Source organism: Arthrobacter alpinus, assembly GCF_900105965.1.
Taxonomy (GTDB): domain Bacteria; phylum Actinomycetota; class Actinomycetes; order Actinomycetales; family Micrococcaceae; genus Specibacter; species Specibacter alpinus.
In genome coordinates this window covers 2,575,225-2,600,136 of the sequence record NZ_FNTV01000001.1, presented here as the reverse complement: position 1 = coordinate 2,600,136, position 24,912 = coordinate 2,575,225, and the positions used below count along the sequence as shown (strand labels likewise).

Here is a 24,912-nt window from a genome sequence, read left to right as displayed (position 1 = left end):
ACGTGGTCAGGGTGACAGTCCCTGGACGATTCGTTGGGTGTTGGTGCGCATCATGTCCACGTACGTTGGTGCCTCGCCGTCGGGGCGGCTCAGTGATTCCGTGAACAGTTCGCGGACCTCCACATCGATGCCAGCCTCGCTGGCGAGGACCTGAACCAGGCGGTCCGGCTGGGATGATTCGGCAAAAATAGTGGGCACTCCGGCGCTGCTGATCGCCTCGCTGAGCTGACGTAGATCGGCGGCGCTGGGTGCGGCGAGCGTGGTTCCGCCGGGAATGACGGCCCCGATGACCTGGAAATCGAACCGTTTGGCGAGATAGCCAAAGACATGGTGGTTGGTAACCAAGGCCCGGCGATCCGCAGGGAGCGCCGCGAAGGCCGTTGTCATCTCAGCGTCGAGTTCCGCCAGCTGGGCCCGGTAGGCGGCCGCGCTGGTGGCCAGCTTCCCGGCGTCGACCCCGTCGATCTTGGACGCGGCCGCCTCAACCGCGTTGACAACGCTGAGCATGGCGGCCGGATCTGTCCAGAAATGGGGGTCCGGCGCACCTTCCGCGTCCCCGGAATTGTAAGGTACTGCGTCGATCACCTCGCCGGCAGCAAGCATGGGGACACCGGCTGCGGCAGCCCTGTCGAGATGCTGCTGCAACCCTTCCTCCAGACCCAGACCATTGGAGACCAGCAGATCCGCATCGCCCATGAGGGCCGCCTCCTGGGCGGAAATTTCAAAGGAGTGCGGGTCGGCCTCGGGCGGCATGAGGGTGGTCACGGTTGCCTGGTCGCCAAGGACCTGCCGGGTCACGTCGCCCAGAATGTTCGTGGTGACCACGATCTGCGGACCCGGTGACGGTGCCGCTTGCGAGCACCCGGACGCGATCATGGCCATCACCGCCGCCATGGTCAGCAGCACCGGACGCCTCATCGGCCGGTCTCCACGAGATGCACAGGCTGCGTTGGCAACTCAAGGGTCCGGGCAATGCGGGCGCCATCGGCGAAATCAATCTCAAACACCACACCCTCTGCCGGTGCGCTGACGTAGGCGCGCCCGCCGTCAACCGTGAGCTCGACCTTCCCCGTCAGTTCCGGGCTGGCCAGGGTTTTGGGCATCAGCGGCGTCGTTGTTGCTATGCGTTCCTTGGTGCTTTCCTCATACACCTGAACTGTGCCGTCGGTACCGACGACGACGACGTGCCCGGCGTCGTCGTCCACCGTGGCGGCGGCAAGCACGGGGGTAGCTGTGGGAATCCAGTCCCACTCCCGTTCACGGGTGTTGAGCAGCCACACCCCTGCATCCTTTCCGATGCCGGCGACGGTGGGGCGGCCCTTGCGTGCGTCGAAGGCCGTTGCCGGTGCGGCCGCTCCTGCCGGGTAGGGAACATGGTCCAGGGCCGGCGCCGCCCCGTCGCTTGTGGCGATCACCGCGCCGTCGGCACATCCGATGACCAAAGCCGCGCGCGTGGTGATGGTGCCCGCGGCCGCGGGGCACTCCGCCGCGGTCAATTCCTTGCCACCGGCGTCAATGGCGCGCAAGCGCGCGGCCTTGCCGTTTGCGTCAGCTTCGGTGACGACGGCGCCGTCACCCAGCGGGGCAATGAGACCGGCGTGGGGTGCAACTTCCAGCCGGAGAGTCTCGGAGATTGTTCCCTCCGAAAGGGCCGAGTTATCAACGAGGACGGCAGAACCGGAAGACGGGAAGAACATGCCCGTGGTGCCAGCCGTGGAGAGCAACCCCGTGGCGACGGTCGCCGCACCCTCGCCGGCCACCGTGCCGAGCGCCGCGGGTTCGGCACGGTAGTAGTGGAAGTGGTCCACGTGATCCCACGTCCATACACCGCTGTCGATGATTTCCACGCCATGGGGGTTGGCCGCGAAAACATAGCGCCCATCACTGGTGACATTGATCGGCGGCTGTACTGGGTCAAGCTGGGCCTTGGTGCCGTTCAAGAGATCCAGCATGGAGGCTTTGCCCGCGGCGTCGATGGCCACCAGATGAAGCTGTGGCTCAGCGACTTGGGCTGCTCCTGCGATCCCGCCGTGTTCAGACTTAGTAGTTTCGCTCGCATCCGGTTGCGAGGTGGGAGCGCCGGTGCAGCCCGTCAGAGCAAGCAAAGTCAGGGCGGATAGTACCGCCTGTGGTGTTCGGGTATTCATGACAACTTTCCAGGGCGTGATGCGGAAACGGGGAGGGGAGTGGGTTCTTCAGCAGTGGTGTTTGCCGCCGGGCGACGCCTGGCGATGAGGCCTGCCACCGCATTCGAGAGGGCAGCCAGTGTGATGGCGGCCGCGGCAATGGAAGCCCCTGCCGCCGTGCCCGCGTACCAAGAACAGAGCAGGCCCAGGCCGACGGCGAGCATGCCGAACGCGGATGCCAAGGTCATGCGGGTGGGAATGCTGGAGGTCCACGGGGTGGCTGCAACGGCCGGCGCCAGCAGCAGGCCAACCACCAACAAGGACCCGACTGCCTGATACGAGGAAACGACGGCAAGCGTCACCAAGCCCACCAAGGCCAGCTGCGCGATGTGCGGCCGGAGTCCCAGTGTTTTGGCTATACGGGTATCGAACGCCGCGGCGACAAAGCTGCGGTGCAGGGCTGCGGCAACAACTATCGTCACGATCGCAGCAATCAGCAGGCCCATCAGGTCCCCTTTGCTCATGGCGAGGATGTCCCCGAAAAGCATGGCCGTTGCGTCGGTTGCGAAGGATCGCGAGTGCGAGACGATGATGACGCCGAGGGACAACATCGCAACAAACAGCAGGCCAATGCTCGTGTCATAGGACTGGCGACCACGTCGCTGCAAAGCGCTGATCAGTGCGCTCATGACAATGGCGCTTATGGCACCGCCCACGACGGCGGGAGCCCCGGCAATCGTCGCCAGGGCAACGCCCGGTAGCATGCCGTGGCCAATCGCTTCGCCTAGAAATGCCATGCCACGGACAACAACCCAGGTTCCTATCACCCCGCAGATGATCGCAACCAGGGCGCCGCCGAGCAGTGCTCGCAGAAAGAAGTCTGCCGAGAAGGGTTCCATAAGCCAGTGCATGTCACCACCCTAGATGCTAATGATAATGATTATCAAATAGGGTTAGACTGAGCTGTGATTTCTTCTGACTATGCCCTGCGCGGGCGAGACTTATCCTTTAGCTTCGGGGATCTTCCCGTTCTTACGAATGTCAATGTTGATCTGCAATGGGGAGCGGTGACCGCCATCGCCGGCCCTAATGGTGCTGGAAAATCAACCCTCATGGAGATTCTTGCGGGCGTTCGCCAGCCCCTGATGGGCACGGTGGAACGCGCCGACGAGGTGGCGCTGGTTGTCCAGCGGGTGACAACCCCGGACTCGCTGCCCCTCACTGTCAGGGAGGTGGTCACGATGGGGACCTGGGGTGTTTCGCCGCGCGGCTCAGGGAAAATCGACGCCAAGGAGCGTAAAGCCCGGGTTGCCGAGGCTCTGGACCGCGTCCGGCTCGCCGATTTCGCGGCAGTCTCTTTCAATAGCCTCTCCGGAGGCCAACGCCAACGCGCCTTGCTTGCCCAGGGGATTGCCCGCAGGGCGCGCATCTTCCTTCTCGATGAACCGGCGGCCGGCCTCGATGCGCAGAGTCGGGAACGCACCCGCACCATGCTCGCCGAGGAAGCGTGCCGCGGTGCGGCGGTGGCGTGCGTCAGCCACGACGAGGAATCGATCGCCGCCGCCGACTTCGTGATGAGGTTGGCGGACGGCCGGAGAATCAGCTAGGGCGTTGGTCGTTTTCCTGCAGTGGACGCCGAGTGAGTCATCAGTGGTGCATCGCGTTAGGGTGCATGACGGGCTCGGATGAAGGCTCGCCGTCGGTGAGGACATACTGGGCCATCATGCCTTGATCCTCATGCCAGAGCATGTGGCAGTGGTACATATACGGGGTGGTGGGATCGGCGTAGCCACCAAAGGGCACCATCAGCTCGGCAGTGCCACCCGGTGCGATGAAAATGGTGTCCTTCCACCCCCGATTCCGAGGCTCCGGAGTGCCGCCATTCTCCGCGGCCACGACGAATTGCGTCCCATGAACGTGGAAATTATGGGCCCGCTTGGAGGTGTTCTCGAGCATCCACATCTCGGTGGAGCCGGCCGCAACCACGGTATCGATGCGGTCCATGTCCATGGACTTGCCGTTGATGGTTGTGTCACCGAGGATGAAATGACGTTCGATGCCGGACGCCCGCCCAGGATGTCTGGCCGACGGCAGCGCCGTGGGCAGCCCGCCAGCGGTGGCGGCGCCCGCCCCGGTGATGCGCAGAATTCCAAACGTGTCCTCGGCGCCGGAGGTCATGTCATCGCCCTTGCTCATGCCGAGATCGTGGGGGACCGAGCGCAGGACCAGATCGGCATCCTGCGGCACGGTGACCACGATTTCGGCGCGTTCGGCAGGGGAGAGCAGCAGGCTGCCCATCGGTGATGGGGCCGGAAGCAGCCCGCCATCGGTGCCCACGAGGTGGAACTGCTCCCCGGTAGAGAGCTCAAGGTTGTAGCAGCGAGCGGCCGAGGCATTCAAAACCCGCAATCGCAGCTGGCGGGTTGTCGCGGCAAAGTGCGGTTCGTGGGTGCCATTGACGATCACGGTGTTGCCGATCCGCCCGATGGGTGCGGTGGTGGGCGTTCCCGGGCGTTGGCCACCGGACTGCACGGTGACGTCTTGAATAATCAGCGGGATATCGTCCACACCATAGTCCGACGGCAGGCCGGACGGTGTCTGTTCATCGATCAGGAACACGCCCGCCATGCCACTGCCGACCTGCAACTCGGTCTGTCCGTGGGGATGCGGGTGGTACCAAAGTGTCGCGGCCGGTTGGTCTATCTGCCACGACGGTTTCCACGTGGCGCCTGGGGCGATGGCTTGATGGGCCGTCCCGTCCTGACTGGCGGGCAACAGCATGCCGTGCCAATGGGCCGTTGTCGCAACCGGGAGGTTGTTCGTGACGTGCACGCGAACTTTCTCCCCGCGAACAGCCCGAAGCGTCGGCCCAAGGTGTGTGCCGTTGAAGCCCATCGTTGCAAACCAGACACCGGGCACCAGCTCGGTTTCACCGGCCTGGGCGCTCAAGCGGAAGACGCGTTCGCCGTCGAGCATTTCTGATTCCAGCAGCGGTGGGATCCGCAGCGCAGTGGCAAATGTGGAACCGTTGTTGTTGGGCTTCGCCGCCGTGGCCCAGTACCCGATCACGCCCATGGCACCCAGCGCGCCCAAGCCAATCAGGAGCGTTCGGCGCTTGATCTGGATCGGTGGCGGGCCGTCGGTGGTCGGCGTCGGACGATTGTGGGAGTCGCTGCTCATGCGCGAGATTTCGTAGTTCGGCTGATGTGCGATCGGGCATGGCCGATGGCGGGTTCCAGCTCGGCGAACAGATGGTTGGGGTGGCGGAGCGAGGTGATCACGTCCAAGCGTTCCAAAAGCTGCAGGTGCTCATCCTTGATGCCCTTGATGAGGACCGTGATTCCCCGCCGTTCCAGCGCCGTCACGAGTTCGGTGAGTGTGTGGGCGCCGGTGGCGTCGATGAGTTGGAGCTGGGAGAGACGCAGAATGACCACCTCGATTCCCTCATGGTCGCTGATGCGCTCGAGAATGCGTTCGGCGGCGCCGAAGAACAATGAGCCGTCGATCCGGAACAGGGCTATCCGTTCATCGCCGGCCGCGGCGGCGCCGTCTAGCTCTTCGCGGTGCACGCCACTGGCCCTGCTCAGTGCCCGGAGGGCGAAGAATGCGGCGGCAGCGATGCCGATCCCGACGGCGATGATGAGATCGAAGCTCACAGTAATAATTGCGGTGACAATAAAAACCATGGCATCTGAGCGAGTCGATCGCAGCACTTGCTTGATGATGCGCGGAGAGATCATTCTGGCGGCCGTGACCATGAGAACTCCGGAGAGTGCGGCGAGCGGGATCACGGAAACCACATTTGCCGCCACATAGATCACGGCGAGAAGCGCCAAGGAATGCACGATGGCAGAGAGCCGGGTTCGCCCACCCGACCGGACATTGACAGCAGTTCGAGCAATGGCTCCCGTGGCGGGCATGCCACCAAAGAAGCCCGAGGCGATTGACGCAAGGCCTTGGCCTACGAGCTCGCGGTCAGCGTTATATGGGCCGGTATCTGCCATGGATGAGGCAACCCTGGCCGAGAGCAGCGATTCAATCGCGGCCAAGGCGGCCACGGCGAAGGCTGGCCCCATGAGGTTCAGCAGGGTGTCTGTTGTGATCTCCGGAAGCGCCGGCAACGGTAGGGATTGCGGAAGCTCCCCGATTGTGGCCAGGGGCAGCCGCAACAGGGATGCGCCAAGGGTGACAACCACGATCGCCATGAAAGAAGCCGGAAGGCGGCCGCTGATACGGGTCAACAGCACCATGACGACGGCCACAACAACGACGGCGCCAAGGGGCAGCAGCGCTGACGGCCAGGCGGCATCCCGAACGGATTCGACGGCGGCCACCGCCGCGTTGGTGCTGTGGCCGGCACCGCTCACGCCGACTGCGGACGGAAGTTGCTGGAGGAAAATGATGGCCCCGATGCCGACGGTAAACCCTTCGATCACCGGCCAGGGGATGTAACTGACGGTTCGGCCCAGTCGCAGAACCCCGGCAACGAGCACAATAGCGCCAGCCAGAATGCTGACAATCATGACGGAAGCTACTCCGTAGCTGGCAACGATGGGAGCAAGCACCACCACCATGGCACCCGTCGGGCCCGACACCTGGACGTTTGAGCCCCCAAAAACTGCGGCGACGAGACCCGCAATGATGGCGGTAATGAGGCCCGCTTCGGCGCCGGCCCCGGAGCTCACGCCGAAGGCCAGTGCCAGGGGCAGCGCCACGATGCCGACAGTGATGCCCGCCAGTAAATCGCCGCGCCAGCTTCGGCGAAGCTCATGGTAGTCCTGCTTCTGCGGCAGCAACGACCACAGGGAACGGGAGGAAGTACTCATCGGACCGGGGCAATTTCAGGCAGCGACAATGCCGATGCCTGGTGCCGCTGCGAATCCTGGAGCAATTCACCAAGGAGCGACCGGGCCACCTGCAAAAGCTCCGCGACCTGAGGGAAGGCCAGCCGGTAATAAACCACGCTTGCGCGCCGCTCCGAAATCACCAGTCCGTAACGGCGCAGCACCGCAAGATGAGAGGAGAGATGTGAGGCCTCCAGGCCGGTCTCGGCGAGCAAGGCAGACACCGGAGCCTCCTGTACGCCGGCAAGAATTTCCAGGACCCGGATGCGATAAGGATGGGCGAGGCCCTTGAACAGGTTCGCCTTGATCTCATACAGGGGCCGCTCGTCAGCGCCGAATGTCATAGCTCTCCTTGTTTCTGTTCCGATGAACCCACAAAATGATGACTTGATGAATTCATCATATCAGGGTTGGCTTTGAGCTTCGGTTCTCGAGCATCCCGCCGGGCACGCCAAGGGCCCAGCCGCATGCTGCGGATGGGCCCTCGCGGATCTGGCGGTGAGGAACTACTTGACCCGCACCACCTCACCCAAGAGGCGGCCCGATGCTGATGTGGCTCCGGTCACGCTCCATGAGGTATCCGGAACGAAGTAACCCCGGGCAACGTCCGTTGCCGTGACTGTGTACAGCGGAGTGCTGCATACGTACGATGCCCCCGCGCTGAGGTTGGTATAGCGGCAGTTCCCTGTGCCCGGCGGCAGGAACGGGGTAAAGATTCCGGCCGTAGGCGTCACGGTGAGTGTTCCCGCCGTCGTATTTTTGACTGTGAACTTGTAGCTGACTGTTTCACCGGCCGCATAAGGGGAGGTCGCCAAGTTACGTGACGTATCCGTGCGTGTACCCGTGACGGTGACGCCGGCGAGGGATCCGCTGGGAGTCTGAACTCCGTCCACTAGTGGAACGGGGCGGCCCAGTATATTTCCGCTTCCGGAAGCTGCGCCGGAGATTGCCCAGCTGGTGCCAGGCACAAAATATCCCTGGGCCAGTTCTCCACTGGTAATGGTGTGCGAGGGAGTGCTGCAGTTGTAGGAGCCGCCGGCCGCCAGGGATAGGTATCGGCAGTTGCCGGTTGCCGGGGCCACCAACGGCTCGACATTGCCCGCCGTCGGGGTGACAGTCACGGCCCCTGCGTTCTTGTTGGTGACCGTGAAGCTGTAGGAAACCTTTTCACCGGCCGTGTAAGGATTTGTGTCGAGATTCCGGGACATATTGGTGGCCATTCCTGAGATTGTCACGCCGGCAATCGTGGTGACCTCCGCAGGGACCGGCGGAATGCAGCTGTTCAACCAGTCGTCGGTGAACTTCGCAAACGTGATTCCGTTGGTGTAGCTGGACTCATACAAGACGCCGAGCTGGCCATCTTCCAAACGGCTAACGGTGGAGTAGGCGGAAAAACCGGACCGGATGGTGCGCGGAACGCCCCACGTGAGGCCGTCATCGCAGGAGACCCGGGCGGAGACGTTTTGCCGGGTGTTCGCGTCGTTGGCATTGGTGAAAACAAGCTTTTTGGCGTCGGCAGTGCCTGCCGCGGCGTTTGGAAAGAGCCGGGTAATTGCGGCGTTATTGGCAGGATCGCTCAATCCTGCGTCCAAGGTTACGGGCCCGTAGCTGTGCCCGCCGTCGGTGGAGATGGCCACCTTGCGGGCATTGTCCGCGGCGTTGTTGGAGCGCGAGTTGAGCATGACCTTGCCGTCGGAAAGCTCGACGGTCTTATTCTCATCCATTTTGGTGCCGGTGTTGGCTCCCTTGGTCCACGTTGCACCGTGGTCATCGGAGTAGACGCTGTAGGCCTGGATCGCGTTGCTGCCATCGCTTTGGCGAACATCCCCGGCGAACTGCTGAATCAACCGGCCGGCGTAGCTGCCGTACTTTAGCTGGATGCCCTCGCCCGAACTGGCGAACATGCCTCGCACGTCCCCGGCCTGCGGGCTGGCCGCGTTGGTGCCTGGCTTGACAATGTTGGTGATCAACCTGGGTGCGCTCCAAGTCAGGCCGCCGTCGCTGGACTCGGAAACCTGGGCGCTGATGATGTTGCGGTTGGAATCGTCGTTGCCAAACGTGCTGGCCACGAAGCCGACGTTCTTGGAATACACGGAAAAGAGAAAAAGCTTGTTGATCTCGGCGTCGTAAACAAAGCTCGGATCACTGTATCCATATTTGGCCGCACCGCCATTGGGAGTGTCTTCGAACCCGGCCAACACGGTGCGCTGTGCATCCCAGCTGACACCGCCGTCGGTACTGCGGCGCATCACTATTGAATTGGGGTTGGGTGAATCCGCCGCACTGGTGGGGCGGCCGTCCCATGCTGAAATGACAACGTCATTTCCAAGGTAGCTCAAAGCTGGTATGCGGTAGGCCGCAAAGGGGCTGGTCACTGTGGGGGCCAGATTCTGCTCAGTGAAAGTTCCCGGCGGATCGGCAGGAGCCGCGGTGGCGGGCGTAGATGCGAGCAGACCACCCGCCAATATGACGACCGCGCCAAGAGCGGTTGTTGCCGTGCGGCCCAAGTGGCCGATTTTTCGATGGTGGTTCCGATACATCCCAGTCCTCTCGAAGCATCCGGCAGAGCCGGACGCAAGTGATCCGCGCCCGTAGAGGGGCGCGTGGATTCGGTGCAAACTACGTTCCATGAGGTTCCGCGCCCGACGTGAGGGGCCCGAAGAAAAGAGGGTTACCATGTCGGATGTAGAACGTCCAACAAACATAGTGATCCCAGTCACATGCGTCAAGTGTGTGACCTGGGTAGGTGGAGGTCGTTTCTCCTCGAGCCGATCCAGCAACGTGGCGGCCTCATTCAAGGTTGATGCCGTAGCCTGCATGCCACCGCGTTAGGCCATTCCGGGCTCCCATGTAGTCAAGGAGCCGACGATGCGGTTGGTCAGAGCCGTGCCAATTTGGCCCGGGCGAAACTGTAGAGCCCGAAGGCAATGAGCCCCGCACCGATCAGGGTCAAGATGGCTTCCCCCAGCGGCAGGGCGGCGAGAGCCTTCAGCGCACCGTCAAGGCCGGAGGCATCATTCGGGTCTACCTTCACGGCTGCAACAACGAATAGGATTCCCAGAGTCACGATCGCGACGCCTTTGGCTATGTAGCCAGCCATCCCCATCAGGTCCACCGCCTTCCCGGCCCGGCCTGCAGGCAAGGAGATATCCTCGCGGAATTTTTTCCGCGCGCCCTTGTAAATGAAGTAACCGCCAATACCAGCGGTGGTGAGTCCCACGGCGATGAGCAGCGCCTGCCCTCCTGGAAGCGAGAGGATGGTTCCACTGGCCTGTTGAGCGCTGGCCGTTGAATCGGTGGGATGGCGGAGAGCCAAGGCTAGAGCAGTGGCGGCGAGGGCAGCATAGGCAACGGCTTTCCCGAACGAAACCAGGCTGCGAGCCCACCTCTTTTTCGAGGAAGACCCGATGCCCAGCCCCGCCTGCAAGAGGAGCCACAAAGCCAACGCTGCCAGACCCACCACGGAGATCCACACAAGGATCAGTCCGCCCGGCAACTTCGCCATCTCAGCGAACGCACCGGACTGATCCGACTCGCCGCCGTGGTGACGCGCGATCCTGATGGCGAGATACCCCATGAGCAAGTGCATGAGTCCGCTGCCCGCGAATCCGATCCTGGCAACAATCGTCAGGGCAGGGCTGTTTCCGGCCTTACCGGCGGCACTCCGGGCATCCTGGCCGGCGTTCATGTTCCGTCCACCTGGGCTTGTGATTGTTCACCATGGATAAGTTCACCGGGAACGCGAACCGTTCTCGCCGTGTCGATGGCCATAATTGCTCCTAGAACGAGAAGAGATAGGGCGACGGACGCCGTCGTATCACTGAGCCAGTGGTAGCCCAGATAAAGCCGGCTTGCTAGCTGGGCCAGGATGACCAGGGCGGCAATCGTGAAGAGGGCCACCGTAAGGGCCCTATTCCGGCGTCGGCTCGCGATCAAAAAAGCAAGTATCAGGAGGAAATCTGAGGTGCCAAGAACATGGCCGGAAGGGAACGAGAACGAGCTGTCGGCACCAAAGAGCATGAGATCGATCGGCGGTCGGGGATGTTTAACGAGCGGCGCGAGGATCTTGGCCAACAGCAGCCCGGTGGTCATGCTAACCGCTAAGAGAAGTGGCCGCCAGGCATGTTTGGCCAGGACCGTCCATCCAACAATGACCACCAGCACGACGATGGGAAGCGCCGTGGGTCCAAAAGCCACTGCCAAGACGATCATGACGGAAGTCAGTGTTTGGGAGCGCAAGGACATGAACCACGTTGAGACCGGCTGATCAAAACGTTGCAACCCTGTCCGGCTCAGGACCCCGAAAAGGAGTACGAGAAACAGTGCCATCCCCACCACCATCAGCACTAGCGAGATGCGGTACAGGCGTCGGCGCGTGCTGGCCGGAACCAGCCGTTCCTCTACGATGAATTTCTCGCGCCAGCGCAACGGCTGCCCATGACTGTTGGACGGACTGTTTGCGGCAGCGCCTTCATGACTCATCGGTAACTCCTTCCGACCGTGACAATTAAGCTTGCACACACCGGTGCTATTTAGGTGACCCCGTCATTCTGATCGTCAGTGCCAGGGGAGCGACGGTGACCTGCAAATGTGTTGCCGTGCCTAGATGATCGCCGTCGAGCTGGAATTCCTGCGGACGATCCAATTCAATCTCCGCGGTCTTCCCCGCGAGGCTCTGCGCAAACTTGTTTCTGTTGCGACCCTTGCCAAAGACGCCCGCGATGACACCAAGCCAACCAAACCGGCCCTTGGGTGCAAGTATCAGAAGATCCAAGGCGCCGTCGGTGACCAAGGCGTCGGGGAAGATTTCAACGCCGCCCATCAATTTTTCGCAATTGCCCACCATTACGCTCCGAACCCTGTGGTGGATCGTTTGCTTTCCGTCGACAGTAACCTTGACTGTTACGGACTTCCCTGGCAGTTTCCGCAGGCCGGATTCGACATAAGCCAGCCAGCCCACCCGGTCTTTGAGCCCGTCGATAGTGTCGCCCATGATGGCGGCGTCGTATCCAACACCAGCGGCAACCAGGAACAGCTGTTCATGTTTGCCGTGATCAACCACCGCGTTGATGACGTCGATCTTGGTCTCGGATCCGGCTAAAACGTCCTTGCCGGCATTCAGGGGATCCGTGACGTCTATTCCGAGGTTGCGGGCCAGCAAGTTGCCCGTACCCAACGGCACCAAACCCATGGCAGTGTCCGTGCCGGCCATGATCTCAGCGACACAGCGGACGGTGCCGTCGCCGCCTGCGGCAATAACGACGTCGACCCCTGCCTCAAGGGCCTGCCTGGTCTGCCCGGCACCGGTATCTTCTTCGGTGGTTTCCAGCCACAACGGCTCGGCCCAACCAGCGTCCGTGCACAGTTGGATGAAATTTTCCTTGAAATTCTCGTCCGGGACTTTCATGGGATTGATGACCACGGCGGCACGTTTATCTTGCTGATGTTGCTGCTCTGCCATTGCGTCCCTCGTAACGAAGCGAATGTAGATTAGGAACTGAATCCTAACCCGAATTGCTGCAGGGGAGTACCCTCCAGGGGCCGGTTCGCTGATTCAGAGAACGCCGTGATCCTTTAATTGCTTTGCAAGGCCGGCACCGTCTGGCGCGGACACCCAGGGCACGGCGTTGTGGTCCGAGGCGAGGGTGCCCTCGTGAGTGCGCCCGCCTGCCAGCAGTGCCTCACCGGTGGAAAGCTGCCGGATAGCAACGGCTGCCGTTTGCTCGGCGTGGGTACGGACAAATTCGGCATAGATCTCCGGATCGTGCTGCCCGTCGTCGCCCACCAGGAGCCACCGCACGCCTGGGAACTCCTGGGCCAGGCGCTTCAGGTTTCCGAGCTTGTGTTCACGTCCACTGCGGAACCAGTGGCGCCTTGTGGGACCCCAGTCAGTGAGCAGGAGAACGCCGTCGGGATACAAATTCCTGGCCAGGAAACGTGCCAAGGCAGGGGCTACGTTCCACGCGCCGGTAGAGAGGTACAAGACCGGAGCCCCGGGGTGCTGGGCAACGACCCGATCAAGAAGAACCGCCATGCCAGGAGTGGGGGTTCTGGCCCGCTCACTGAGGACAAGGGTGTTCCATAGCGCCAGCAGCGGCCTGGGCAGGGCCGTGACCATGACCGTGTCATCAATATCGGAAACGATCCCGAAGGTGGCTTCCGGCTCGAGAATCTGTATGTGCGCCTGGGCCGGGGCAGCTGAAGCGCTACGCAGGATGATCGTGTGCCATCCGGGCGGAAGTGAGGCCTCCAAAACAACATCCACGAGTCCGCCCGAGTCGGCCTGAACCGAGTGGGTGACGCCGTCGATCTCTACGTCCACGTGGCTATAGCGGATGGGCACGCTGGTGAATGACTGCCAACCTCGCACCGTTCCGCTGGTGGCGCCGCCGGACTTGCCGGTCAGGACAACGCGTGCCAGGACTCGCACCCACTTGGTGGTGCCGTATCCGCGGTAGGCGACGACGGTTGGGACGGCTCCCGTTGCGCTGGCAATCCGTGAGCGAAGGGCATGGACGGCATCTGCAACATGCATGACCGAATTGAGAAGAGCCCGAGCCGGGGGATCGGCGACGTGCCTGTGATCCTGCCGATCGCTGGTGCCGAGTTGGGGTTTGTGCGATGTCGTGACCATGGTTTTACTGTCCCACGAAACCGGAGGTTCTAGCGAGTAGCAACAGCTCGGCGTCGTTTTTGGCGAGGACGATAAAGGCCGGGAAAATTGCTTGCCCTGGAACGAGAAAAAGCCGAGACTTAGACTTTTACATCGGCGGAGACCTGAGGTGGGCTTTCACTCCTGGAATCAGGCTTGAGAGCAGGTGCTGGGATCTGGCTTCGAAGTTGGACGACAATCAAGATCAAGAGCAGCGGCAGGCAGAGCGCTGTCATGTAGTCGGCGATGATCAGGTGCTTGTAAGTTTCCGATTGGCCCTCTGTCATCATGACAGCCCAAAATTGCAGCCAGATTGCCGGAACGAGGACAACGGCGGTTTTGCCTACGGCCCGTCCTGCCCGTGAAGACCGGGCAGAAAAGGCGGCACCAAAGCCAAGGAACAACGTGGTCAGCTGTAGGCCCACCAGCAGCCCAGGCGCGTCGCGGAAGGCCGTAAAGATGAGGAGAACGGGGGCAAACCGCCGCTCTTTTTCGTGGGGTGCGTGCCCGGTCCCATCTTCGTAAGAGCCCAGGTAGCCCAACTCTGGCTGGGTCATGGCGTCCAGCCCCCTGCTGGCCATTGAGGCGAGCCGGTCGGGATGGCTGATGTAAAACAGGCCAATCTTGGACAGGGAAACTTTTTGAATAAACTGCTCGTAATGAGGGTTGTAAACCGCGGCATTGTCCGATGCAACTGTAGTGCCGCTGGAGTCTATGAATGACGGGTCCAAACCCAACCAGCGAAGATCCGCATCAGGGGCCGGGCTGTGGGGCAACATCTCAGTGAAGACAGCGTTATAGAGGTTCAGCTCGGTAAATCGTTGCGGCTGGGCGTTGGAGAACGCCGCGGTGAAAGTGCCCAACAAGAGCAACCCGGCCAAGGCAGGGGCATAGCGGCCTACTTTTGCGCGTCCGGGACGTCGGCGACGGACGCGCGCATCGATTCCGGGCACCTTCGAATCGCGGAACCTTAGGGGCCGGTCCGATTCTGGTTGCCAGCACAAGGCCAGGACAATTACCGGGATAAAGGATGCCGTCTGGGTTTTTGCGGCAATCATGAATGCCGCGGCCGCGAGCACCAACAGCAACCCAATCAGCCGGTGGCGCGGGTGCCGCCACCAGTACAACAAAGCAATGACGGTGGCGTACACGCCGAGGAAAGCGGCGGGCTCGCTGTAGCCTGAGACGAAAAAGTCGGCGAAGATCCCGTCCGCGCTGACCAAAGTGAACAGTGCCGCGGCAAGGAGCCGGAATCCGACCCGCCCCGGCAACTGGGTGATGAGAAATGCCGTCAGGACACCGAAAACAATGCAGCACATGATGGCAACTGCGCGGGTATCCAATCCTGGGCCCCAGCCCAAAAGTGCGCTCAGTGCTTTGGCTGGCCACAGCAACAGTGTCTGGGACGAGTAGTACGGTTCCCCGGAGCCATCGGCTCCGCAAGCCTCTCCGAACCACTCGTGCGGCTCCCACCGTGGATAGATGTACCTGGTGAAATCGCCATAAGCCCACGGCCTGAGATTGGCGACTCCCAAGGGGCAGAGCAGACGCCGACCGTCGCCCTGGTCTCCCATGCCAACCGTCGTTGGAACGAGGAGTCGGAACAGCAGAAAAGCCGTGCTGACGCACCCAGCCAACCAAGGAATCCATGACCGGACGGCGCCGTCATGGGTCACGTTGCCGGGACTCAACTGAGTCAAAATCCGGCGGAAAACAGATGGCGTCCCGCGGCGGTTCAGGGGAGGGGGAGTCAAGCTCATAGGTGGTCCTCCATGGCACATTTGAGAGTCCATGTTTCCTGGCTGCCGGTCGTCAGGCCAGTCACTGCGCCAAGGGGCAGATTGTGGTCGTTGGCGTACTGGAGGACGAACGGTTCACACAGGTCCTGGACAAGCTCGGGTGCGGGATCCGGCGTCGTAACACTCAACCACGCGTTGACCGAGATGGCCGTGTGCGGCTCGCTGCACACGGTATCTTGTTGTTCGGGCTGAGCCCCGGCCATGAAGCATTGACGAAGCTGGGCAGCGTCCGGGGTGGCCATGATGCCGCGTAGGGAGTGGTTCAGCTGCGGGGCAGCGGCGACTCCCTTGGCCCGGTTGGCGACCAGATCACAGCGAACGCTTCTGTCGCCCTCGGACCACGCCTGTGGAGTGGGAAAGTAAGCGCGAACGTCAAGACCAATCCAGGCATCACGTTCACCGGCGTTGAGGTAACTTCGGACAGCATCTCCACCGCATAGCTGATCCGTGAGTGCGTTGAGTTGTTGCTGGTTGGGTCTCCGTGTGGCCCAGATTCCTTCGGTCAAGGCTCCGGTTACCGTGCTGGTGGAGAACGTTTCGGTGGTGTGCGGTTCCGTGCAGGGGACGGCAGGGCGGGAATCACTGGTTGCGTCGAACTCTTCGGAAAACATGAGGGCGTGGCAACTTCCCATCTGCCCTTGATCGGGTTGACGGGCGGACTGGATCGTCTGGTCGCACGCCGTAAGAGCCATCACGGCAAGTAGTGCCAATAGCGGAACAACAACTTTGGGGCGCCGTGTTTTCCTCGGCAGCTTTGGTTCCCGAGCCAAGCACGGGCTGGTGTGGCCCAGAACCCGAGAAGCCTGGCTGCCGGGCGTCTTTGCATAGTGCGGCAGGCGTGAGGCGTCCATGGGAAAGTTGGCTCTTCGCGGTTCGTTGGGAAGTGGAATCGCGGGTGGAAGTCATGCTTTTCCGCGTGGCATACCTGAAGAGGATAGCTGACGTGGCGGTGTTCAGGTCACTTCATGAGCCATGTGAAGGCGCCGGGCTCAGCGACGCGACTCATCCGCCATCCCTGCCGACACATCGATGACCACTGCGTGTACGGGCCGCGGTTTTGGAATGAACAAGGCAAGCACTCCGGCGGCCACTGTGGCGCCGAGAGCTATGACGAACCCCAACTGGAAGCCAGCCGCCGTGGGGGCCGAAGTGCCGGCGCTGGACGCCGCGAGAATGGCGCCCATGACGGCGGCCGCACTACCCGTGCCCAGGGCACGCATCAGCGAGTTCAATCCATTGGCTGCACCTGTTTCGGTGGAATCGACGGCCCCCATGATCAGCATCGGCATTGAGGCATAGCCAATGCCGATCCCAGCCCCAACCAGTGCATTGGCAACCAGGATTTGCCAAAGTTCCGTGGCGCCCAGCAACGCCAAGACGTAAGCGAAGGAAATAACTACGGCGCTGGTCACCAAAGTGGCACGCCCGCCAACAGTGCGGTTGAGCCGGGCGGCCACCGGTGCCATGGCGATCTGCACCAAACCGGCCGGGGCAAGGATGAAGCCGATTGCCATCAGGGACATGCCCAGGCCAACTTCCGTGCTGACAGGAAGTTGAAGAATTTGCGGAAACAGCACAGCAGAAGAGAAGAAAGCGAAACCAAGAGCTATCGACGCCAGATTTGTCATGAGGACGGTGGGACGTGCCGCCACCCGCAGATCAACCACCGGATCCTTCAGGCGCAGTTCAAAAGCACCCCACGCCAGGAGCACAGCAATGCCGCCGCAGCCGAAAGCCAGAGTGCCCGGTGAGGTCCACCCCCAAGCATTGCCCTGAGCAATCGCAACGATAATGCCGGACAAACCGATCGACAGGCCAACGGCGCCAACGTAGTCAAAGCCACCGGTAGCGAAAACCGTATCCTTCGGTACGATCCGGGCCACGAGGACCAACAATGCCAGCCCCAGGACCGCGGCGGTCCAGAACAGTGCGTTCCAGTTCATGGTTTCGGCAATAAAGGCGCTGATGGGGAGCCCCAGCGCGGACCCAAACCCGAACGAACCGCTGATCAAGGCCACGGCACCACCAATGCGCTTGGCGGGCAACTGGTCCCTGAGAACGGCAATGCCCAGGGGAATGACGCCTGTCATCAGACCCTGCAGGGCCCGGCCCACCAGCAGCATGGTCAACCCGGTGGAGGCAGCCGCCAGAATGTTGCCGACAATCAAGGCGATCAGCAGCAAAATAATGACCTTGCGCTTGCCAAAAAGATCGCCCAACCTGCCGGAAATGGGTGTGGCCACGGCCGAGGTCAGCAAGGTGATGGTCACAACCCAGGCAGTTGCCTGCCTAGAGGAATTTAGTAACTCAGGAAGCTGGGCCTGAATCGGCACCACGAGGGTGAACATGAAGGACGCACACGCGCCGGTGATTGCCAAGACGGCAATGAGGGGCCATGACCGCTGGTCGACGGTGACGGATCTAGCTTTGCGCATTGCTTCCTTCGAAGGCACCGCTGGTTCATTCCGCCGCAGTGTTGCACGGAAGTTGCGGTACCACCATTGATAATTAGCTTCTGCTGTTGATCTATTCCCGGCACACCGCAAAGTCCACGGGCTGGAACACAACAGGTCCAAGGTTCTCTTTGTGGCTCCGAGGTCACCGCCGCGGCGTCGGTTAGCATGGCACCATGCGATGGTTTCTTCGATGAGGCGGGAAGCGGCTTTTGGCGCGCCTCCCTCCCCGGGGCTACCCCGGGGTACGCAGTATTGCCTGATCGAAGCACCTCGGGTGCGGCGCTGCGCTCCGCGCAGCTGGGCACCCGGACAGAGCGCCAGGTCATCGAAGAAACCATCGCAGCCATGACCACTGAGACCACCCAAGTGACACCCGCATCCGCGACCCTCAAGCGCAAACCCCGCCCCTCGACGTCGGCCATTGCGGCGACCTTGGCGCAGGCCTTTCTTAACTCCCCGCAGTGGTCCAAGCCGGAGATGACTGTGGCAGGGGCGCAGGTTTTGGGAGCGCGACGGCGTTGGCTGGGGCCGCTTGCCGCCCACGTGCTGCTGAGCTATCCCCGTCCTCCGGTGGATGCCCCGCGCGAGCTCACTGCCACGATTCTGGCGTCCGAGCCCTTCGTCGATGCCGTTGCCAAGGCTGCGAGCCAGTACAAGCCGATCCGCTTGTCCAGCTATGCCCTTGCACCAGCCACGGCCCGTGAGAACAGGCAGGCGAGGGTGCCACGGATCGACACCTTGGCCGCTCTCGCCGACAAACTACACCTCACGCTTGGAGAGTTGGACTGGTTCTCCGATCCACAGCATTGGAACCGGACGGCCGCGCGAAAATTACAGCATTACCGCTACGTGTGGCGTGCGCGTCCCGGCCGGCTGCCGCGCCTCCTGGAAATACCTGGTCTACGCCTGCGCAATGTTCAACGCACTGTCCTTACGGAGCTGCTTTATCCGCTTGAATTGCACGACGCTGCGCACGGATTTGTGCCAGGGCGAAGCGTGGTGACCGGCGCGGCACGCCACACCGGCAAGGAGGTGGTGGTCAATCTGGATCTGACCACGTTCTTCGCCAAGGTCACCGCCGGTCGGGTCTTCGGCACCCTGCGGCAAGCTGGATTCACGGAGTCCGTGGCGCACCGCTTAACAGGTATTTGCACCCACGTTGTGCCACCACGAATACTCGCCCAGATGCCGCCCGGCGGTGATGCCGATCAACGCTTTGCCCTGCGCCGGGCACTCTCACAACCACATCTTCCCCAAGGCGCACCGTCCTCACCCGTGCTGGCAAACCTGGCCCTGCGCAAGCTGGATTCCCGTCTGGCCGGACTCGCGGACACCTTCGACGCCGGATACACCAGATACGCCGATGACCTCACCTTTAGCGGTGGCAGGGAATTGGCGAGGCGAGCGGATGCCTTCATGCGGACGGCCACGGGCATCATTGAGAACGAGGGGCATGGCGTCAACAAGCTCAAATCGAGGGTACGTCCTGCCGCCGTGCGTCAGGTGGTGACCTCGGTGGTGGTCAATCAACGCACCAATATCAACCGTCTGGACTTCGACCGGCTCAAGGCCACCCTCCACAATTGCCTCCGGCACGGACCCGAGTCACAAAACCGGGAGGCTCACGCTGATTTCCGCGCCCAACTCCTAGGTCGAATTTCCTGGGTCACGGCGCTCAACCCTGACCGGGGCGCCAAACTCCTGCGCGACTTTCACCTTATTGCGTGGGAGTAGTTCCCTGCTCGAAAGCCACGAGGCGGGCCTGCATATCCCAATAAGACGTGGCGGCCGGCGTCTGGGAGCCGTTACGCAGTGAATCGGCGGCACTAACGGCTGCATCGATCGCTGCGCGGTAGGGCAGGGAGCCCGAGCTAACCCGGCTGACACCCAGCTGCCCCAGCTGCGCCACAGTCAGCGAGGGGTGCGCCAAAACATTCAGCGGCAGCCCAATTCCTGCCGCAATGCTGCGGATGTCCGCCGCCGCCGCAACACCGGGGACAAAGATCCCCTCAGCCCCCGCATCCGCGTACATCCGGGCACGGGCCACAACCGCTTCCGGCGTCGCCTGCTCGGCAAACCAAAAGTTGTCGACCCGGGCGTTGATGAAAATCCCAGGATTGCGCTCCTTGACAGCTGCGACCTTGGCGGCCATGGCCAGTGGCTCCACCAGTTGCCCTGACAGGCTGTCCTCAAGGTTGATTCCGGCCACGCCCAGCGCCGCCAGCTGGGCCACGGACTCCGCAACCTCAACAGGATCGTCGCTGTAGCCGTCCTCGAAGTCGACCGTGACGTGGACGGGCAGCCGGCACAACTTCGCGGCCAAGGCGAGCGTTGCCGCCCTGCCTGACCGGCCGCCGTCGGGCATTCCCGCACTGGAGGAGATGCCAAAACTGGTGGTTCCGAGGGCGGGGTAGCCCGCCGCCACAAAGGCCAGGGCCGAGCCCACATCCCAGGCATTGGGCAGCACCAAAGGTGTGCCGGAGGAGTGAAGTTCACGAAAAGTTACCATTGTCATGCCCCTGCCGCGACAGCCGAATAGGTGGACAGTTTCAGCCTACCGGCGCGAGTGCCGAGGCGAACAGCATCATTAAACGAGCGAGTCCTGCCACGCACCGTGCAGCTTGGCGAAGCGGCCGCCATCGGAAATCAGCTCGGCAGGGGAGCCGTCTTCCACAATCTGGCCCTCGTGAACCACCAACACGCGGTCCGCCATGGCCACCGTGGAAAGCCGGTGCGCAATGATCAAAGCGGTCCGTCCCGTGGCGGCGCCTTGTGCGCCCAGAAGTTTCTGCAATCCGATTTGCACCAGGCGTTCGGAGGGGATGTCCAGTGAGGAGGTGGCCTCGTCCAGGATCAGCACGGCCGGATTGGCCAGGAAGGCGCGGGCAAAGGAGATCAACTGCCGCTGTCCGGCGGAGACCCTGCCGCCGCGTTTGTTGACATCCGTGTCATAGCCGTCGGGCAGGGCCCTGATGAATTCGTCGGCTCCCACATCGCGGGCGGCAGCCTCAATCTGTTCGCGGGTGGCGCCGGGGTTGCCCAACGCAATGTTCTCGGCCACCGTCCCGCTGAACAGGAACGCCTCCTGCGTCACCATAACAACGGCACGGCGAAGGTCGGCGCTGGAAAGATCGCGCAACTCCACGCCGTCGAGCTTTAACGATCCGGCCGTGACGTCATAGAAACGCGACATGAGCTTGGCCAGGGTCGATTTTCCGGCACCCGTTGCACCCACCACGGCAACCGTCTGACCAGCGGGAATATGCAGATCCAGCCGCGGCAGCACCAGAGGACCGCTGCCGTAATGGAACTCGGCGCCGGTGAATCGGATCTCACCGTTTGCCGTTGGCAGCGGGACAGGATGGCGCGGTGGCCGAACCGTGGGCACCTCCTCCAACAAACCTGAGACTTTCTCCAAGGCGGCCTGCGCTGACTGGAAGGAGTTGTAGAACATGGCCATCTGGCCCACGGGCTGGAAGAAGCGTTTGGTCGCCAGCAGCAGCGCCAGAAGGGCGCCCACTTCCAGCGCCCCGCCGAGCACGCGGAAGCCGCCTGCCAACAGCACCACGGCCACTGCCACATTTCCAATGAGCACCAAACCGGGCTGGAAAACGCCGTTGAGGTTGATGGAACGGACAGTGACGCGGCGGTAGTCCTCGGCCAGTTCCTCATAACGGGCGGCATTCGCCTCCTCTCGCCGGAACGCCTTGACGGCACGGATGCCCGTCATGGTCTCAACAAAGTGCACAATCAACCCGGCCGAAACCACACGCGAGGATCGGTAAGCGGCCTGGGAACGCTTTTGGTACCAGCGCGAGAGCATCAGCATGGGTACGGCCGTGGCAAGCACCAGCAAGCCGGTGATCCAGTCGAGCGAGAAAATGGACACGGCCGTCAACGCCATAAAAACCAGTCCGGACGCCAGCGAAGAGATGCCTGAATCCAGCAGTTCGCGCAGGGCCTCCAGGTCTGAGGTCTGCCGCGAAATAATGCGCCCCGAGGTGTAACTTTCATGAAATTCCATGCTTAGCCGCTGCGTGTGCCGGAAGACCTGGATGCGCAGGTCCAGCAGCATGGCCTGGCTAAGCCGCGCCGTGGCCGTCAGGTACGCCGATGTCAGCCAAGCCGAGGCCACCGCGGCAAGAATGTAGCCGCCACCAGTAACAATGAGGGGCAGGGGATTGGCGCCGGAATTCGCCGTGAGTGCTGGCAGGGCGGTGTCGATTCCGTAGGCAATCAGCAACGGACCGGCCACCTTTGCCGCCTGCGAGAGAACCACCAGCGCCACCGTGATGGCAAAACGTACCCGCACCGGACGCAGCAGAGTCCCGAGCAACCTCACCGAACGCCGCCGCACAGCCCGGCTGTCCGCGCGGCTCAGGTCCACGCGATCCTCATCCGCGGTCCCCTGGGGCGCCGCCTTTTTGGGATTCTTCCTGCCTCGAATGTTCGACGCCGGATCTGCCGTGCGCTTGTCCCTGCGGCTCATGCGCCGGCTCCCTTGGGTTTGTGAATGGGAAGGTTGGTGCCCAAGCTTTCGGCACCAAAATCATCGGCCAAGTCATCGTCAACGCCGGTGTCCAAGTCGCGGGGCTCCTCGGTGAGGCTGGCCAAAACATAGCGGTAATGGCTATTGCCGGCAAGGAGTTCGGAGTGGGTACCCACGGCCGTGATGCGGCCATCTTGCAGCAGCGCCACACGATCGGCCATGGCCACGGTGGAGGGGCGGTGGGCCACGATCAAGGTGGTGGTCCCGGCGAGTTCTACACGCAGCCTGTCCATGACGCGCTCTTCGGTGTTGACATCCAAGGCGGAGAGCGGGTCATCAAGGACCAACACGGCGGGGCGGGCCGCGATGGCGCGCGCCAGTGCGACGCGCTGGCGCTGCCCGCCGGACAAGCTCAACCCCTCCTCGCCAATCAAGGTGTCCACGCCGTTGCCCAAGGTGTGGGCAAATCCTGCCTGCGCCACCTCCAAAGCCCGTTCCAGCGCCTCGTCGCCGCTGAGATGGGACGACTCACCGGATTGCTCCGGTGCACCCAACAACACGTTCTCGCGCACCGAGTGCGAGAACAAGGTGGTGTCCTCAAATGCGACAGAAACATGACGGCGCAGTTCCGCCAGGCGCAGCAGACGGATGTCGGTGCCGTCCAACAGCACGGCGCCGGAGCTGACATCAAACAAGCGCGGCACCAGGTTCAACAGGGCGCTCTTGCCACTGCCCGTGACGCCAACAAGGGCCATGGTTTCGCCGGCGTGCAGCGTCAGGTCGATCCCATTGAGCAAATCCGGCGTCCCGGACGGGGTGTCAGGGAAACGGAAGTGGACACCGCGGAATTCCAAGTCACCACGCACCGCCGCAAGCTCAACAGGGACGGCCGGGTCCTCGATCGTGGTGACGGCGTCGATAACCTCAAAGTGCCGGTCCAGGGCTGTCTTGGCTGCAAAGGTCATGGCCAGCAGCGGGCCCATCGATTCCACGGGGCCAGCCACAACTGCGGCTGTTGCGAAAAACGCAACCAAGGCACCGACGTCGAGCCTTCCGTTGGAGACAAGCAAAATACCCACCACCAGGCCGGAACCCAGGGCCAGCTCGGGCAGGAGGGTGACAACCAGAGAGAACACGGCCAGGGATTTCGCCTTGTGGATCTCGGTGGCCTGCAACTCTTGAGCCTGCCCGGCAAACGCATCCAGTGCCTCCTGTCCGCGGCCAAAAGCTTTGAGCACGCGGATGCCGTGGACGGACTCCTCCACCGTAGTGGCGAGGTCCCCGGCCTGGTCCTGGCTCTTGCGGCTGACACGCCCGTAGGATCGCCTGAAGCGGAAACCGAAGATGGAAATGGGGACGGCGGCGGCCAGGAAAATCAGGCCAAGCTCCCAACTCATGGAGAACATCAGGACCACCCCGATCACCACTGTCAACGCCGTCACCACCAACATGATGGCGCCAAAGGCCATCCAGCGGCGCATGAAGTTCAGATCGCTCATGGCGCGGCTGAGTAGTTGTCCCGAGCCCCAGCGGTCGTGGAATTCCACGGCGAGGTTTTGCAGGTGGCGGTAGAACGAGGTCCGCATGCGGGTTTCCACCGTGGTGACCGGGACAATCACAAACTGTCGGCGCAAGGAGATCAGCGCGGCCTCAAGCAATCCCAAGACCAGTACGACGCCGGCCCCGACCCACAGCGCCTGTGTTCCGGTCCCCGGGAGCAAGGCTTTGTTAACGAGGGAGCGATACACCTGAGGCACGGCCAAGGCTACGGCGCTGGCCGCGAGGGCCGAGAGGAAGCCCCAGATCAGGGGCCACATTATGGGCCGAAGCTGCGGGGCCAGACGGCTCAAAGTTTGGAACAGTGTGCTGTTATTTTTGTTTGCCATGCGCTTGTGTGCGTGCCCCCGTGGTGCGTAAAAGCCAATGATTTTCCAACCCTACTCCTGTGCGGCAGATGCTGACGGCCGGACCCGTTGGTTACTTTATGCTTCACATGTCTTGGAGCTTCATGAGTTGTTAGGCTAGGCTCACCTAAGTTGGCTGGATCGGTGCATGGGGAAGTCGCTTGGAGTGGCTCTGTGCTCCCTCTGGCCGTGTCAATCCAAGGAGCACCAGGGGCCAATCATGCGCGCAGTTATCTTTCCCACCGTGAACAATGACAACCATCTCTACGGCTTGGCCAGTTATCTCTGGATTGACAACCACCTTTATCCCACCGTCCACAACCGCCAAGACACCTACGCGTTGCCGGCCTATGAAATTGACGGCGCGTGGGTTTATCCCAGCAAGTACAACCTCGCCTTGTCGCCGCAGTATCCCGTGTACATGCTGGACCACGGATACTTTGTGGCCACCGGCCACGGTGCGGAACCCACGGGGGTACCCATTTTCCAGGTCAGGTGCTCCTGCCTGCCGCATCTGGATGATTGAGGGTGCCAATAGTGGGATGCGGGGCCGCAGGCCAGTGTGACTCTGCGCGTAATAGTGGCGAGATTGCTTCCGCTGGCCCTCAACCTGACTTAGATTAGTCACTAAATAAAGTTCAA

At 62.2% G+C, this 24,912-nt stretch carries 20 protein-coding genes; 3 read left to right on the top strand and 17 right to left on the bottom strand.

Annotated features, from left to right (window positions below; genetic code table 11):
- Positions 1 to 6 precede the first annotated feature (6 nt).
- From aztC to aztB, 3 genes are read right to left on the bottom strand one after another with little or no spacing between them, the layout of a single operon-like run.
- Positions 7 to 918, bottom strand: coding sequence for a zinc ABC transporter substrate-binding protein AztC (gene aztC / locus BLV41_RS11855; RefSeq protein WP_074711783.1), 912 nt, complete (start codon positions 916 to 918; stop codon positions 7 to 9).
- Entirely contained in the window at positions 915 to 2,147 is a 1,233-nt protein-coding gene (locus BLV41_RS11850; protein ID WP_074711782.1) for an ABC transporter, read from the bottom strand. Before BLV41_RS11850 ends, aztC begins: the two co-directional genes overlap by 4 nt.
- Entirely contained in the window at positions 2,144 to 3,037 is an 894-nt protein-coding gene (aztB, locus tag BLV41_RS11845) for a zinc ABC transporter permease AztB (protein WP_074711781.1), read from the bottom strand. Before aztB ends, BLV41_RS11850 begins: the two co-directional genes overlap by 4 nt.
- Before the next feature lie 54 nt (positions 3,038 to 3,091).
- Here aztB and BLV41_RS11840 point away from each other — a divergent pair, with 54 nt between their 5' ends.
- A complete protein-coding gene (locus BLV41_RS11840; RefSeq protein ID WP_074711780.1) occupies positions 3,092 to 3,733 on the top strand; it encodes an ATP-binding cassette domain-containing protein in 642 nt (213 codons plus the stop codon).
- A gap of 40 nt (positions 3,734 to 3,773) precedes the next feature.
- Here the strand turns inward: BLV41_RS11840 and BLV41_RS11835 are convergent, their stop codons facing one another.
- From BLV41_RS11835 to BLV41_RS11785, 11 genes are all read right to left on the bottom strand, one after another.
- Positions 3,774 to 5,306: a multicopper oxidase family protein gene (locus BLV41_RS11835; protein WP_074711779.1), complete on the bottom strand. Its 1,533-nt coding sequence runs from the start codon at positions 5,304 to 5,306 to the stop codon at positions 3,774 to 3,776.
- Positions 5,303 to 6,952: a SulP family inorganic anion transporter gene (locus BLV41_RS11830; RefSeq protein WP_074711778.1), complete on the bottom strand. Its 1,650-nt coding sequence runs from the start codon at positions 6,950 to 6,952 to the stop codon at positions 5,303 to 5,305. The genes BLV41_RS11835 and BLV41_RS11830 overlap by 4 nt, the downstream gene beginning before the upstream one ends.
- On the bottom strand, positions 6,949 to 7,314 hold the full coding sequence (locus BLV41_RS11825) for an ArsR/SmtB family transcription factor (RefSeq protein ID WP_074711777.1): 366 nt from the start codon (positions 7,312 to 7,314) through the stop codon (positions 6,949 to 6,951). Before BLV41_RS11825 ends, BLV41_RS11830 begins: the two co-directional genes overlap by 4 nt.
- Before the next feature lie 162 nt (positions 7,315 to 7,476).
- Positions 7,477 to 9,477, bottom strand: coding sequence for a sialidase family protein (locus tag BLV41_RS11820; RefSeq protein WP_244516872.1), 2,001 nt, complete (start codon positions 9,475 to 9,477; stop codon positions 7,477 to 7,479).
- A gap of 371 nt (positions 9,478 to 9,848) precedes the next feature.
- Complete coding sequence (locus BLV41_RS11815; protein ID WP_083360749.1) at positions 9,849 to 10,658, bottom strand: DUF1206 domain-containing protein; 810 nt, start codon at positions 10,656 to 10,658, stop codon at positions 9,849 to 9,851.
- On the bottom strand, positions 10,655 to 11,452 hold the full coding sequence (locus tag BLV41_RS11810) for a phosphatase PAP2 family protein (protein ID WP_074711775.1): 798 nt from the start codon (positions 11,450 to 11,452) through the stop codon (positions 10,655 to 10,657). The genes BLV41_RS11815 and BLV41_RS11810 overlap by 4 nt, the downstream gene beginning before the upstream one ends.
- Before the next feature lie 46 nt (positions 11,453 to 11,498).
- Positions 11,499 to 12,431 carry a diacylglycerol/lipid kinase family protein gene (locus BLV41_RS11805; RefSeq protein ID WP_074711774.1) on the bottom strand — a complete coding sequence of 311 codons (933 nt, stop codon included), beginning with the start codon at positions 12,429 to 12,431 and terminating at the stop codon, positions 11,499 to 11,501.
- A gap of 93 nt (positions 12,432 to 12,524) precedes the next feature.
- The gene (locus BLV41_RS11800) at positions 12,525 to 13,604 is read right to left on the bottom strand and encodes an App1 family protein phosphatidate phosphatase (RefSeq protein WP_074711773.1); all 1,080 of its coding nucleotides are present in this window, start codon (positions 13,602 to 13,604) and stop codon (positions 12,525 to 12,527) included.
- A 119-nt stretch (positions 13,605 to 13,723) separates the two neighbouring features.
- Positions 13,724 to 15,382: a glycan biosynthesis hexose transferase WsfD gene (wsfD, locus tag BLV41_RS11795; protein ID WP_074711772.1), complete on the bottom strand. Its 1,659-nt coding sequence runs from the start codon at positions 15,380 to 15,382 to the stop codon at positions 13,724 to 13,726.
- On the bottom strand, positions 15,379 to 16,272 hold the full coding sequence (locus BLV41_RS11790) for a septum formation family protein (protein WP_083360748.1): 894 nt from the start codon (positions 16,270 to 16,272) through the stop codon (positions 15,379 to 15,381). Before BLV41_RS11790 ends, wsfD begins: the two co-directional genes overlap by 4 nt.
- 138 nt (positions 16,273 to 16,410) lie before the next feature.
- Entirely contained in the window at positions 16,411 to 17,856 is a 1,446-nt protein-coding gene (locus tag BLV41_RS11785) for an MFS transporter (protein WP_074711770.1), read from the bottom strand.
- Positions 17,857 to 18,129: 273 nt separating this feature from the next.
- Here BLV41_RS11785 and BLV41_RS11780 point away from each other — a divergent pair, with 273 nt between their 5' ends.
- A complete protein-coding gene (locus BLV41_RS11780; RefSeq protein WP_170835462.1) occupies positions 18,130 to 19,611 on the top strand; it encodes a reverse transcriptase family protein in 1,482 nt (493 codons plus the stop codon).
- On the opposite strand, the gene BLV41_RS11775 is transcribed toward BLV41_RS11780, so the two are convergent.
- From BLV41_RS11775 to BLV41_RS11765, 3 genes are all read right to left on the bottom strand, one after another.
- A complete protein-coding gene (locus tag BLV41_RS11775) occupies positions 19,595 to 20,386 on the bottom strand; it encodes an isocitrate lyase/PEP mutase family protein (protein WP_074711769.1) in 792 nt (263 codons plus the stop codon). The genes BLV41_RS11780 and BLV41_RS11775 overlap by 17 nt on opposite strands.
- A 78-nt stretch (positions 20,387 to 20,464) precedes the next feature.
- Positions 20,465 to 22,366: an ABC transporter ATP-binding protein gene (locus tag BLV41_RS11770; RefSeq protein ID WP_083360746.1), complete on the bottom strand. Its 1,902-nt coding sequence runs from the start codon at positions 22,364 to 22,366 to the stop codon at positions 20,465 to 20,467.
- Positions 22,363 to 24,252 carry an ABC transporter ATP-binding protein gene (locus tag BLV41_RS11765; protein ID WP_074711768.1) on the bottom strand — a complete coding sequence of 630 codons (1,890 nt, stop codon included), beginning with the start codon at positions 24,250 to 24,252 and terminating at the stop codon, positions 22,363 to 22,365. The genes BLV41_RS11770 and BLV41_RS11765 overlap by 4 nt, the downstream gene beginning before the upstream one ends.
- 238 nt (positions 24,253 to 24,490) lie before the next feature.
- Here BLV41_RS11765 and BLV41_RS11760 point away from each other — a divergent pair, with 238 nt between their 5' ends.
- Positions 24,491 to 24,796, top strand: coding sequence for a hypothetical protein (locus BLV41_RS11760; RefSeq protein WP_074711767.1), 306 nt, complete (start codon positions 24,491 to 24,493; stop codon positions 24,794 to 24,796).
- Positions 24,797 to 24,912: the final 116 nt, after the last annotated feature.

Excerpts from the sequence above, each read along its gene's own strand:
- BLV41_RS11805 (WP_074711774.1), bottom strand. The coding sequence starts at position 12,431 with ATGGCAGAGCAGCAACATCAGCAAGATAAACGTGCCGCCGTGGTCATC.
- BLV41_RS11785 (WP_074711770.1), bottom strand. The coding sequence starts at position 17,856 with ATGCGCAAAGCTAGATCCGTCACCGTCGACCAGCGGTCATGGCCCCTC.
- BLV41_RS11770 (WP_083360746.1), bottom strand. The coding sequence starts at position 22,366 with ATGAGCCGCAGGGACAAGCGCACGGCAGATCCGGCGTCGAACATTCGA.
- BLV41_RS11790 (WP_083360748.1), bottom strand. The coding sequence starts at position 16,272 with ATGGACGCCTCACGCCTGCCGCACTATGCAAAGACGCCCGGCAGCCAG.
- BLV41_RS11760 (WP_074711767.1), top strand. The coding sequence starts at position 24,491 with ATGCGCGCAGTTATCTTTCCCACCGTGAACAATGACAACCATCTCTAC.
- aztB (WP_074711781.1), bottom strand. The coding sequence starts at position 3,037 with ATGCACTGGCTTATGGAACCCTTCTCGGCAGACTTCTTTCTGCGAGCA.
- BLV41_RS11775 (WP_074711769.1), bottom strand. The coding sequence starts at position 20,386 with ATGGTAACTTTTCGTGAACTTCACTCCTCCGGCACACCTTTGGTGCTG.
- BLV41_RS11825 (WP_074711777.1), bottom strand. The coding sequence starts at position 7,314 with ATGACATTCGGCGCTGACGAGCGGCCCCTGTATGAGATCAAGGCGAAC.
- BLV41_RS11765 (WP_074711768.1), bottom strand. The coding sequence starts at position 24,252 with ATGGCAAACAAAAATAACAGCACACTGTTCCAAACTTTGAGCCGTCTG.
- BLV41_RS11830 (WP_074711778.1), bottom strand. The coding sequence starts at position 6,952 with ATGAGTACTTCCTCCCGTTCCCTGTGGTCGTTGCTGCCGCAGAAGCAG.
- BLV41_RS11800 (WP_074711773.1), bottom strand. The coding sequence starts at position 13,604 with ATGGTCACGACATCGCACAAACCCCAACTCGGCACCAGCGATCGGCAG.
- BLV41_RS11815 (WP_083360749.1), bottom strand. The coding sequence starts at position 10,658 with ATGAACGCCGGCCAGGATGCCCGGAGTGCCGCCGGTAAGGCCGGAAAC.
- wsfD (WP_074711772.1), bottom strand. The coding sequence starts at position 15,382 with ATGAGCTTGACTCCCCCTCCCCTGAACCGCCGCGGGACGCCATCTGTT.
- BLV41_RS11850 (WP_074711782.1), bottom strand. The coding sequence starts at position 2,147 with ATGAATACCCGAACACCACAGGCGGTACTATCCGCCCTGACTTTGCTT.
- BLV41_RS11810 (WP_074711775.1), bottom strand. The coding sequence starts at position 11,452 with ATGAGTCATGAAGGCGCTGCCGCAAACAGTCCGTCCAACAGTCATGGG.
- BLV41_RS11835 (WP_074711779.1), bottom strand. The coding sequence starts at position 5,306 with ATGAGCAGCGACTCCCACAATCGTCCGACGCCGACCACCGACGGCCCG.
- aztC (WP_074711783.1), bottom strand. The coding sequence starts at position 918 with ATGAGGCGTCCGGTGCTGCTGACCATGGCGGCGGTGATGGCCATGATC.